Origin of the sequence: Pseudomonas sp. MRSN 12121 (genome assembly GCF_000931465.1) — a bacterium.
Taxonomy (GTDB): domain Bacteria; phylum Pseudomonadota; class Gammaproteobacteria; order Pseudomonadales; family Pseudomonadaceae; genus Aquipseudomonas.
In genome coordinates, this window is the sequence record NZ_CP010892.1 from 3,304,648 (window position 1) to 3,316,434 (window position 11,787).

Below are 11,787 nucleotides of genomic sequence, written 5' to 3' on the forward strand. Positions count from 1 at the left end.
GTCAGAGGAGCGCAATGTCGAAGGATCGCAGTACCTGTGTAGCCGCTGCCGAGCCATGGCGAGGCTGTGATCGGCAACGCAGTTGCCGCCAAACCTGAGCTCGCGGTGTGCCAGATAGAATGCGCCGTCTGGCTTGCGATCGCTGCGCGATCGATCGCAGCCTCGCTGGCGCTCGACAGCGGCTACAGGATCGCAGCGTCAGAGGAGCGCAACGTCGAAGGATCGCAGTACCTGTGTAGCCGCTGCCGAGCCACAGCGAGGCTGCGATCGGCAACGCAGTTGCCGCCAAACCTGAGCGCGCGGTGTGCCAGATAGAACGCGTCGCCTGGCTTGCGACCGCTTTGCGCTCGATCGCAGCCTCGCTGGCGCTCGGCAGCGGCTACAGGGCTACAGGACGCCATGGCCCATGGCCTTCTTGGCCAAACCAGTCACGCAACTTGAAAGCTTTGACCATTGTCCCGCCAGGGCCGTGGCGCCAGTATCTGCCTGTTGTTCCCATCCTAATAAGAACAGTGAGGGATTCTGGCGATGCGCGATTACTTGTCTGCCACTGCACACTTCAATTACCAGCACAGCGTCGATGCGGCCCTGCAGGGTTCGCTGGCGGCGCTCAATGCCTGTGTCGAATGCTGTGACCGGCACGCCTTGCCGGGGCGCATCGCGCTGTTCTGGGAGGGCCGCGACGGCAGTAGCGCCACCTACACCTTCAGCGAGTTGCAAGACCAGGCCGCGCGTTTCGCCAACTTCCTGCTGGCCCAGGGCGTGCAGAAGGGCGACAGGGTCGCCGGCCTGTTGCCGCGCAATGTCGAGCTGCTGATCGCGGTGTTCGCCACCTGGCGCATCGGCGCGGTCTACCAGCCGCTGTTCACCGCCTTCGGCCCCAAGGCCATCGAGCATCGCCTGGGCAGCTCCGGGGCCAAGGTGGTGGTGACCGACGCGGTCAACCGGCCGAAGCTCGCCGAGGTCGCCGACTGCCCGACCATCGTCACAGTCGCCGGGGCCAAGGGCCAGGGCATCGTCCGTGGCGACTTCAGTTTCTGGGCCGAGCTGGCCAACTACCCCGCGCAGTGCGAGCCGGTGCTGCTCACTGGTGAAGACCCGTTCCTGCTGATGTTCACCTCGGGCACCACCGGCCCGTCCAAATCGCTGTACGTGCCGCTCAAGGCCATCGTCGCGTTCCAGAACTACACCCGCGACGCGGTGGACCTGCGCCCCGAAGACGCGTTCTGGAACGTTGCCGACCCGGGCTGGGCCTATGGCATCTACTTTGGCGTCACCGGCCCGCTGGGCATGGGCCACCCGATCACCTTCTACGATGGTCCCTTCACCCTGGAAAGCACCTGCCGGGTGATCAACAAATACGGCATCACCAACCTCACCGGATCGCCCACCGCCTACCGCCTGCTGATCGCCGGCGGCGACGAATTCGCCCGCTCGATCAAGGGCCGGCTGCGCATTGTCAGTAGCGCCGGCGAGCCGCTGAACCCCGAGGTGATCCGCTGGTTCGCCGACCACCTGGGCGTGGTGATCCACGACCACTACGGCCAGACCGAGCTGGGCATGGTCCTGTGCAACCACCACGGCCTGGAGCACCCGGTGCATGTCGGCGCCGCCGGTTTCGCCTCGCCGGGCCACCGCATCGTGGTGCTCGACGACAACTACCAGGAACTCTCGGTGGGCCAGCCGGGGATCCTCGCCATCGACCGCAGCCAGTCGCCGATGTGCTGGTTCAACGGCTACCACGGCGTGGTGACCAAGGCCTTCGTCGGCAACTATTACCTGAGCGGCGACACCGTGGAGCTGAACCCGGACGGCAGCATCAGCTTCGTCGGGCGCAGCGACGACGTGATCACCACCTCCGGTTACCGGGTCGGCCCGTTCGACGTGGAGAGCGCGCTGATCGAGCACCCGGCGGTGGTCGAGGCGGCGGTGATCGGCAAGCCCGATCCGGAGCGCACCGAGCTGGTCAAGGCCTTCGTCGTGCTCAGCCCGCAATACCGTGCGGCCCCGGAACTGGCCGAAGAGCTGCGCCAGCACGTGCGCAAGCGCCTGGCCGCGCACTCGTACCCCCGTGAAATCGAATTTGTCAGCGAGTTGCCGAAAACCCCAAGCGGCAAATTGCAGCGCTTTATCTTGCGCAACCAGGAAATCGCCAAGGCTCAAGAGGCCGCGGCGCACACAGCTTCGGCTTGAACAACGTCAGGAACGTGCAATGCAGATCGAAAACAAGGTTTTTCTCGTCAGCGGCGGGGCCTCGGGCCTCGGCGCGGCCACCGCGCAGATGCTGGTCAAGGCCGGCGCCAAGGTGATGCTGGTGGACCTCAACGCCGAAGCCGTGGCGGCCAGGGCGCAAGCGCTCGGCTGCCAGAGCACGGTCGCCGACATCAGCAGCGAAGCCGCTGCCGAGGCGGCGGTGCAGGCCACGCTCAAGGCCTTCGGCGGTTTGCATGGGCTGGTCAACTGCGCCGGCATCGTGCGCGGCGAGAAGATCCTCGGCAAGAACGGTCCCCATGCGCTGGCCAGCTTCAACCAGGTGATCAACGTCAACCTGATCGGCAGTTTCAACCTGCTGCGCCTGGCCGCCGCGGCCATCGCCGAGAGCGAGCCGAACGCCGACGGCGAGCGCGGGGTGATCATCAACACCGCCTCGGTGGCGGCGTTCGACGGGCAGATCGGCCAGGCCGCCTACGCCGCGTCCAAGGGCGCCATCGCCAGCCTGACCCTGCCGGCCGCCCGCGAGCTGGCGCGCTTCGGCATCCGCGTGATGACCATCGCCCCGGGCATTTTCGAAACCCCGATGATGGCCGGCATGACCCCGGAAGTACGCGACTCCCTGGCCGCCGGCGTACCGTTCCCGCCACGCCTGGGCAAGCCGGACGAATACGCCGCGCTGGTCGGGCATATCATCGGCAACAGCATGCTCAACGGCGAGGTGATCCGTCTCGACGGCGCCTTGCGCATGGCCGCCAAGTAAGGAGGATTGACCATGAACCACGATCCGATCGTTATCGTCAGCGCTGTCCGCACCCCCATGGGCGGCTTCCAGGGCGAATTGAAAAGCCTGACCGCGCCGCAACTCGGCGCCGCCGCCATCAAGGCCGCGGTGGAGCGCGCCGGGGTCGCCAGCGACGCCGTCGATGAAGTGCTGTTCGGCTGTGTGCTGCCCGCCGGCCTCGGCCAGGCACCGGCGCGCCAGGCCGCGCTGGGCGCCGGGTTGGACAAGTCGACCCGCTGCACCACCGTCAACAAGATGTGCGGCTCGGGCATGGAGACCACCATCCTGGCCCACGACATGCTGCTCGCCGGCAGCGCCGAGGTGGTGATCGCCGGCGGCATGGAAAGCATGTCCAACGCGCCGTACCTGCTGGACCGCGCCCGCAGCGGCTACCGCATGGGCCATGGCCGGGTGCTGGACTCGATGTTCCTCGACGGCCTCGAAGACGCCTACGACAAGGGCCGCCTGATGGGCACCTTCGCCGAGGATTGCGCCCAGGACCACGGCTTCAGCCGCGAGGCCCAGGACGCCTTCGCCATTGCCTCGACCACCCGCGCCCAGCAGGCCATCGAGGACGGCAGCTTCAAGGCCGAAATCGTCCCGCTGACCGTGACCGTGGGCAAGGAGCAGGTGCTGATCAGCCACGACGAACAGCCGCCAAAGGCCAAGCTGGACAAGATCGCCTCGCTGAAACCGGCGTTTCGCGACGGCGGCACGGTGACGGCGGCCAACTCCAGTTCGATCTCCGACGGCGCCGCGGCGCTGGTGCTGATGCGCCAGTCCCAGGCGCAACGGCAGGGCCTGAAGCCGCTGGCGGTGATCCATGGCCACGCGGCGTTCGCCGACACCCCGGGGCTGTTCCCGGTGGCGCCCATCGGCGCGATCAGGAAGCTGCTGAAGAAGACCGGCTGGTCGCTGGAGCAGGTCGATCTGTTCGAGATCAACGAAGCCTTCGCCGTGGTCGCCATGGCCGCCATGACCCAGCTGGAAATTCCCCATGCCAGGCTCAACGTCCACGGCGGCGCCTGCGCCCTGGGCCACCCGATCGGAGCGTCCGGCGCGCGGATCATCGTGACCCTGCTCTCGGCCCTGCGCCAGAAAGGCCTGAAGCGTGGCGTCGCGGCGATCTGCATCGGCGGCGGCGAAGCCACGGCCCTGGCCGTCGAATGCCTGTATTGAGGAGCGGCCATGTTGCCCGATGACGAACAACAGCAGATCAGCGACGCGGCCCGGCAGTTTGCCCAGGAGCGTCTGAAACCCTTCGCCGCCGAGTGGGACCGCGAGCACCGCTTCCCCAGGGAAGCCATCGCCGAGATGGCCGAGCTGGGCTTTTTCGGCATGCTGGTGCCGGAGCAGTGGGGCGGCTGCGACACCGGTTACCTGGCCTACGCCATGGCCCTGGAAGAGATCGCCGCCGGCGACGGCGCCTGCTCGACCATCATGAGCGTGCACAACTCGGTGGGCTGCGTGCCGATCCTCAAGTTCGGCAGCGACGAGCAGAAGGAGCGTTTCCTCAAGCCCCTGGCCAGCGGCGCGATGCTCGGCGCCTTCGCCCTGACCGAGCCCCAGGCCGGTTCCGACGCCAGCAGCCTGAAGACCCGGGCCCGGCGCGATGGCGATCATTACGTGCTCAACGGCAGCAAGCAGTTCATCACCTCCGGGCAGAACGCCGGGGTGGTGATCGTGTTCGCGGTCACCGACCCGAGTGCCGGCAAGCGCGGCATCAGTGCCTTTATCGTGCCGACCGATGCGCCGGGCTACAGCGTCGCGCGGGTCGAGGACAAGCTCGGCCAGCACGCGTCCGACACCTGCCAGATCCTCTTCGAGGATGTGAAGGTGCCGGTGGCCAACCGCCTGGGCGAGGAGGGCGAGGGCTACAAGATCGCCCTGGCCAACCTCGAAGGCGGCCGCGTGGGCATCGCCTCGCAAGCGGTGGGCATGGCCCGTGCGGCCTTCGAGGCGGCCCGCGACTACGCCCGGGAGCGGCAGAGCTTCGGCAAGCCGATCATCGAGCACCAGGCCGTGGCGTTCCGCCTGGCGGACATGGCCACCCAGATCGCCGTGGCGCGGCAGATGGTGCTGCATGCCGCAGCGCTGCGCGACAGCGGCCGGCCGGCTCTGGTGGAAGCCTCGATGGCCAAGCTGTTCGCCTCGGAAATGGCCGAGAAGGTCTGCTCCGCGGCCTTGCAAACCCTGGGTGGCTATGGCTACTTGAACGACTTTCCGCTGGAGCGGATCTACCGCGACGTGCGCGTCTGCCAGATCTACGAAGGCACCAGCGACATTCAGCGCATGGTCATTTCGCGCAACCTCTGACAAGGAATCCATCGATGAGCTACGAAACCATCCTGCTGGAGATCAAGGACCGCGTCGGCCTGATCACCCTCAACCGTCCCCAGGCGCTGAACGCCCTCAACGCGCAGATCGTCAGCGAGCTGAACCGCGCCCTGGACAGCCTGGAAGCCGACCCGCGGATCGGCTGCATCGTCCTCACCGGCTCGAAGAAAGCCTTCGCCGCCGGCGCCGACATCAAGGAAATGGCCGAGCTGACCTACCCGCAGATCTATATGGACGACCTGTTCAGCGACAGCGACCGGGTGGCCAACCGGCGCAAGCCGATCATCGCCGCGGTCAACGGCTTCGCCCTGGGCGGTGGCTGTGAGCTGGCGTTGATGTGCGACTTTATCCTGGCCGGCGACAACGCTAAGTTCGGCCAGCCGGAAATCAACCTCGGCGTGCTGCCGGGCATGGGCGGCACTCAGCGCCTGACCCGCGCCGTGGGCAAGGCCAAGGCCATGGAAATGTGCCTGACCGGGCGCTTTATCGATGCGGTGGAAGCCGAGCGTTGCGGCATCGTCGCGCGCATTGTGCCGGCCGACGAGCTGCTGGACGAAGCGCTGAAAGTCGCCGCGCTGATCGCCGGCAAGTCGGTGCCGGTGAGCATGATGATCAAGGAAAGCGTGAACCGCGCCTTCGAGGTCAGCCTGTCCGAAGGCGTGCGTTTCGAGCGCCGGGTGTTCCACGCGGCCTTCGCCACCGAGGACCAGAAGGAAGGCATGGCGGCCTTTATCGCCAAGCGCGAGGCGCAGTTCCAGGATCGCTAAAGCGGGCCTTTTGCTGTAACAAAAATCGCAGCCTTGGCTGCGATTTTTTTGTGCCTTCAATCCTGTAGCCGCTGTCGAGCGCCAGCGAGGCTGCGATCGGCAACGCAGTTGCCGCAAAACCTGAGTCCCGGATCTATCTGGAAGACCGCGTTGGCTGGTTTGGCGCCTGCTGCGCAGTCGATCGCAGCCTCGCTGGCGCTCGACAGCGGCTACAACGCGTCGCCTGGTTTTACGACGGCTGCGCCGCCGATCGCAGCCTCGCCAAGGCTCGACAGCGGCTACAGGGACCAGGTTTTTGTTTATCGCGGGCAAGCCTCGCTCCTACGGACAGTGAAAACCTGTAGGAGCGAGGCTTGCCCGCGATGCTTTTGGGGTCACACCAGATAGTGCTTCAGCTCGCGGGCGATCAGCATGCGCTGGATTTCGCTGGAGCCTTCGTAGATCTGGGTGATGCGCGCGTCGCGGTAGTAACGCTCCACCGGGTAGTCCTCCAGGTAGCCGTAGCCGCCGTGGATCTGGATCGCCGAGGAGCAGACCTGCTCGGCGATTTCCGAGGCGAACAGCTTGGCCTGGGAGGCTTCCGACAGGCACGGCTTGCCGGCGCTGCGCAGGCGCGCGGCATGCAGGATCAGCAGGCGCGCGGCGTTGAGGCGGGTGTGCATGTCGGCCAGCAGGTTGGCGATGCTCTGGTGCTCGATGATCGGCTTGTCGAACTGCACCCGGTCGCGGGCGTAGACCAGCGCCGCCTCGAAGGCGGCACGGGCGATGCCCAGGGCCTGGGCGGCGATGCCGATGCGGCCGCCTTCGAGGTTGGACAGGGCAATCGCCAGGCCCTTGCCGCGCTCGCCCAGCAGGTTGGCCGCAGGCACGCTGCACTGGTTGAGGGTCACCGCGCAGGTGTCCGAGGCGCGGATGCCCATCTTGTGTTCGCTGCGGTCGACCACGAAGCCCGGGGTGTCGGTGGGCACCAGGAACGCCGACAGGCCTTTCTTGCCCAGCTCCGGGTCGGTGACCGCGAAGACGATGGCCAGCTTGGCGCGGCGGCCGTTGCTGACGAACTGCTTGGCGCCGTTGATCACCCACTGGCCGTCCTTGAGTTCGGCGCGGGTGCGCAGGTTGTGGGCTTCGGAACCGGCCTGGGGTTCGGTCAGGCAGAAGCAGCCGATCGCCTGGCCGCTGGCCAGGTCGGCCAGCCAGGTTTGTTTCTGTTCCTGGGTGCCGTAGTTGAGGATCGGCCCGCAACCCACCGAGTTGTGGATGCTCATCAGCGCGCCGGTGGCGCCGTCGCCGGCGGAGATTTCCTCCACCGCCAGGGCATAGGCCACGTAGTCGATGTAGGTGCCGCCCCATTCCTCGGGCACCACCATGCCGAGCAGGCCCAGCTCGCCCATCTTCGCCACCAGGGCGTCGTCGATCCAGCCGGCCTTTTCCCAGGCCTGGGCGTGGGGGGCGATTTCACCGCGGGCGAAATCCCGGGCCATGTCGCGGATCATCACCTGCTCTTCGGTCAATTCAATATCGTGCATGGCTCAGCTCCGGCTCGGGTCGAAAGCGCTGAAGAAACTCGCCACGTGCGCGGCGTCCAGCGCCTGCAGGGTCGGCGGGTTCCAGCGGGGGTTCTTGTCTTTGTCGATCAGCAGGGCGCGCACGCCTTCGATCAGGTCGCCGCGGTCGAACCACTGGCGATCCAGGTGCAGCTCCAGGGCGAAGCACTGTTCCAGGCTCAGCTGGCGGCCGCGGCGCAGCATTTCCAGGGTCACGGCCATGGCCAGCGGCGAGCGGGTCGCCAGCAGGTCGGCGGTGCTGGTGGCCCAGTCGTGGCTGTCGCCGAGGCGTACTTCGCGCAGCTGCTGGACGATGCCGGGGACGTCGGCCTGGGAGAAGAAGTGATCGATGGCCGGGCGCAGGGCCGCCAGTGGCGCATCGGGCAATTGCTGCACGGCGAGCCTGGCCAGCAGGCCCTGCAGGTCCTTGAGCGGATGGTCGCCCCATTGCAGGCTGTCCAGGCGCTGGTCCAGCAGGTCCAGCTTGTCGCTTTCCAGGTACCAGTCGGCCAGCCCGCAGTACAGGGCATCGGCGGCGCGGATCTGCACCCCGCTGACGCCCAGGTAGATGCCCAGCTCGCCGGGAATGCGCGACAGGAAATAGCTGCCGCCGACATCCGGGAAATAACCGATGCCGACTTCCGGCATCGCCAGCCGGCTGCGCTCGGTGACCAGCCGCAGGTCGGCGCCCTGGACCAGACCCATGCCGCCGCCGAGGACAAAACCGTCCATCAGCGCCAGCACCGGCTTGCGGTAGTGGTGGATCGCCAGGTCTAGCGCGTATTCCTCGACGAAGAATTCCTCGTGCAGGGTCTGGCCGTTCTTATAGCTGTCGTACAGGGTGCGGATGTCGCCACCGGCGCAGAACGCCTTGTCGCCGGCGCCGCGCAGGACCACCGCGTGCACCTGCGGGTCCTGGACCCAGGCATCGAGCTGGCGTTGCAGGGTACGGACCATGCCGAGGGTGATGGCGTTGAGGCCGGCGGGGCGGTTGAGGGTCAGGTGACCGATATGGTTGCGGACTTCGGCCAGGATTTCCGTTTGCGTGGCCTGGGGTGATACCTGAGCAGTCATCACTAACTCCCTGCTTTTATTGTTCTTTATCAATGTGTTCGCGCGCGAACGATGAGCGATCCTAGCAGTGCAAATTTGCCATGTACAAGCCAGATAACTGCAGCTTGGCTGTGCATTTTTGCATGGGCGGGCGTCGCTCCGGCGCCAGCGGGCAGAGCGGCCCGGGCCGCTCTGCCACGCGATCTTCGGGAGAGAGGGGGCGGGGCCGCGGCACGACCCCGGTGTCGCGGCGGGCGCACTCAGCCTGGCGTGGGCGGCGTCGCCAGAGTCAGCGGCCGGGAGGCCGGCCCCGAGCACCTGAACAGAACGCTCTGGCTGGCCCGCAGCCGTTCTTCGCAGCCCAGGGGCTGCAACTGCGCGCGGTCCTGATCGAGGTCTTTTTCCCGGCGGGCGAGGTAGAAGCCGCCACGCTCCGGCAACTCGTCGAGGGTCTTGACCCGTCGCGCCTGGCCGGCGCTGTAGAACTCGCCGGCATAGGAACGTCGCCCCCAGTAGTACAGCGGCGCGGGATCCGTGGCCTGCAGGCTGCTCCAGGCCCGGGCCAGGGCTTGCTGGTTCTGTGGCCGCTCGAACAGCCCTCCGTGGAGCACGGCCGCCATCAGGCCCAGCGGCAGCGCCAGCGCAACGCCGGCGACCAGCTTGTCCGGCGCGTTCAAGCGCGCCCGCAGCGCCAGGGCCAGCAACAGGCCCCAGGCCGGCAGGGCCGGTAGCACGTAGGTCCACAGAATGTTGCCCGAGAGGGTGAAGAACAACGGGGTGGTGAGCGCCCACAGGGTGATGAAGCTCAGGGCCGGGCGTCTGTCGCCGGTGGGCCGGTAGACCCGGTACAGCAGGGGCAGCAGCAGGCTCCAGGGAAACAGGGCCATCAGCAGGTCGAGCCAGATGCTCGCGGGCGGGCGTTCGTGGGCGCTGCCATACAGGTCGCCGCCCCAGTCGCTGACCACATAGCGTTTCCAGTGTTCGCCCACCAGGAAGTAGTCGAGGAAACCGGGGCTGCGCAGTTCGGCGATCACGTACCAGGGCAGCGCCACCAGCAGCATCAGGCCCAGGCCGCTGAACCAGGGCAGGGCCAGCAGCGCGCGCCACTGGCGGTTCCACAGGGTCCAGAGCCCGGCCTGGGCACCGACCAGCACCAGCGCCAGCGGGCCCTTGGCCAGCAACCCCAGGCCCAGGCCGAAGAAACCGGCCAGGGCCCAGGCCCGGTCGGCATGCACGGTGCCGCGCCAGAAGCCGTAGCAGGCCAGCACGATGGCGAAACTCAGGGCCGGGTCGGTCAGCACCACGCCCGCCGCCAGCAGGCCCAGGCTGGAACTGGAAAACAGAATGGCGGCCACCAGCCCGGTGCGCTCGTCGTATTCCTCGCGGGCGAAGCGGATCAGCAGCAGGCAACTGGCGATATGCAGCAGCCACGCGGGCAAGCGCACGGCGAACTCGTTGATGCCCAGCCGTTGCATGCCCAGGGCCTGGGTCCAGAAGGCCAGCGGCGGCTTGCCCCAGAACGGTACGCCGTAGTCGAACATCGGCGTCACCCAGTCGTCGAGTTCGAGCATCTTGCGCGCCATTTCGGCATAACGCGCTTCGGAGGTGTCCATCAGGGGGTAAAGGCCGAGGCTCACCAGGCGCACGCCGAGAATGCCCAGCAGCAGCCACCACAGGGTGCGGGTCGAAAGGTTGTTCATCGGATCTTGTCTTGTTCGCCAGGTTGCACGGTGGGGGGCGCTTCGAGCTGGCGGGAAAAGCCGCCAAAGGTGCTGCGCAGGAAATACAGCGGCCGGCGCTTGACCTCCACCAGCGCGGCGCCGATGTATTCGCCGACCATGGCGATGCCGACCAGGGCCAGCGCCAGTGCGCCGAGGATCAGGTGATGCACGTTGAAGGCGTCGGTGAGCCACTGCTGCAGCAGGTAGACGGCGGTCAGCAGCAGGGTCGCCAGGCTGAGCACGCTGAACCAGCGCAACGGCTTGCGGGAAAACGCCAGCACGCCCTCCATGGCGAGGTCCACCAGGGCCATTGGGCTCCACTTGGTCTGGCCCGCGCCGCGCCTGGCCCGTTGGTAGGGAATCTCCACCGTCTTGAACCCCAGCCAGTTGACCAGGCCCTTCATCAGGGTGGCCCGCTCGGGCATGTTGCGCAGCGCGTTCAGCGGCGCGGCGCCAATCAGGCGGAAATCGCTGACATCCGGCGGCACCGGGTATTTGTCCACCAGCACGTTCATCAGCTTGTAATACAGCCGCGCGCTCAGGCGTTTGCCGGCGGTGTCGCTGCGTCGGTCGCTGCGTTGCATGTTGACGATGTCGTTGCCGGCCAGCCATTGGCGGACCATCAGCGGAATCAGTTCCGGCGGATCCTGCAGGTCGGCATCGATAAACAGCACCGCATCGCCGGTGGCGTGATCGATACCCGCGGACATCGCCGATTCCTTGCCGAAGTTGCGGCTCAAGTTGAGGCAGCGTATGCGTGGCGCGCGGCAGAATACTTCCAGCAGTTCGGAACTTCCGTCCTGACTGCCGTCATTCACATAGAGCACTTCATAAGCCAGCGGAAGTGTCTGCATCACCAACATCAGGCGGCGATGGAATTCGGGCAATACATGGGCTTCGTTATAACAGCAGACAATCACGCTGAGCACTTCGTGAGTGTCCGCTTGAACACGACTAGGCAACTTCATTTTTAAAGGTCCAGGTTCGGTTGATCCAGTAAGTCATGAGGGTCAGGCTCGCCGTGCTGAACACTTGCATCAGCAGCGGCGAGCCGGGCCAGCGATCGAGCAGGGCCAGCATCGCCAGGGCGTTGCCCAGGTTGTAGGCCAGCGCCGTGAGGCAGAACCGCAGCAGTTGCCCGGGCCGCGCCGCAGGCTTTTCCCGGGCGAAGGTCCAGCGGCGGTTGCCCTGGTAGCTCACCGCCGTGCCCACTGCCGCGCCCAGCAGGCTGGCCGCCAGCGGCGTGGTAAGCGTCAACGCGAGCAGGAACACGCCGAAATGGCTCAGGGTGGCCAGGGCGCCGACCAGCAGGTAGCGGGGCAGTTGCACTGAATGTCGTGGTCGAGTGTTATCGGCCGGAAGTGTCATCG

General features: G+C 66.6%; 10 protein-coding genes. 5 read left to right on the forward strand and 5 right to left on the reverse strand.

Annotated elements, in window-relative coordinates; translation table 11 throughout:
* The first annotated feature begins 528 nt into the window (after positions 1 to 528).
* Genes TO66_RS14970 through TO66_RS14990 form a run of 5 tightly spaced genes read left to right on the forward strand, consistent with a single transcriptional unit; the run spans position 529 to position 6,099 of the window.
* Positions 529 to 2,193 (forward strand): AMP-binding protein, encoded by a 1,665-nt coding sequence (locus tag TO66_RS14970; RefSeq protein ID WP_044463064.1) that lies wholly within the window; start codon positions 529 to 531, stop codon positions 2,191 to 2,193.
* A gap of 19 nt (positions 2,194 to 2,212) precedes the next feature.
* Positions 2,213 to 2,974: an SDR family NAD(P)-dependent oxidoreductase gene (locus TO66_RS14975; protein ID WP_044463065.1), complete on the forward strand. Its 762-nt coding sequence runs from the start codon at positions 2,213 to 2,215 to the stop codon at positions 2,972 to 2,974.
* Positions 2,975 to 2,986: 12 nt separating this feature from the next.
* Positions 2,987 to 4,174: an acetyl-CoA C-acyltransferase gene (locus TO66_RS14980; RefSeq protein WP_177330402.1), complete on the forward strand. Its 1,188-nt coding sequence runs from the start codon at positions 2,987 to 2,989 to the stop codon at positions 4,172 to 4,174.
* Between the two features lie 9 nt (positions 4,175 to 4,183).
* Positions 4,184 to 5,311 (forward strand): acyl-CoA dehydrogenase, encoded by a 1,128-nt coding sequence (locus TO66_RS14985; protein WP_044463067.1) that lies wholly within the window; start codon positions 4,184 to 4,186, stop codon positions 5,309 to 5,311.
* Positions 5,312 to 5,325: 14 nt separating this feature from the next.
* Complete coding sequence (locus TO66_RS14990) at positions 5,326 to 6,099, forward strand: enoyl-CoA hydratase (protein WP_044463068.1); 774 nt, start codon at positions 5,326 to 5,328, stop codon at positions 6,097 to 6,099.
* Between the two features lie 374 nt (positions 6,100 to 6,473).
* Here TO66_RS14990 and TO66_RS14995 read toward each other — a convergent pair whose 3' ends face one another.
* The 5 genes from TO66_RS14995 to TO66_RS15015 form a co-directional block, all read right to left on the reverse strand.
* Positions 6,474 to 7,625, reverse strand: coding sequence for an acyl-CoA dehydrogenase family protein (locus TO66_RS14995; protein ID WP_044463069.1), 1,152 nt, complete (start codon positions 7,623 to 7,625; stop codon positions 6,474 to 6,476).
* A gap of 3 nt (positions 7,626 to 7,628) precedes the next feature.
* On the reverse strand, positions 7,629 to 8,717 hold the full coding sequence (locus tag TO66_RS15000; RefSeq protein WP_044463070.1) for an enoyl-CoA hydratase/isomerase family protein: 1,089 nt from the start codon (positions 8,715 to 8,717) through the stop codon (positions 7,629 to 7,631).
* 239 nt (positions 8,718 to 8,956) lie between these two features.
* Positions 8,957 to 10,396: a glycosyltransferase family 39 protein gene (locus TO66_RS15005; protein ID WP_044463071.1), complete on the reverse strand. Its 1,440-nt coding sequence runs from the start codon at positions 10,394 to 10,396 to the stop codon at positions 8,957 to 8,959.
* Positions 10,393 to 11,385, reverse strand: coding sequence for a glycosyltransferase family 2 protein (locus TO66_RS15010; RefSeq protein WP_044463072.1), 993 nt, complete (start codon positions 11,383 to 11,385; stop codon positions 10,393 to 10,395). Before TO66_RS15010 ends, TO66_RS15005 begins: the two co-directional genes overlap by 4 nt.
* On the reverse strand, positions 11,372 to 11,746 hold the full coding sequence (locus tag TO66_RS15015) for a GtrA family protein (RefSeq protein WP_052506122.1): 375 nt from the start codon (positions 11,744 to 11,746) through the stop codon (positions 11,372 to 11,374). Before TO66_RS15015 ends, TO66_RS15010 begins: the two co-directional genes overlap by 14 nt.
* Positions 11,747 to 11,787: the final 41 nt, after the last annotated feature.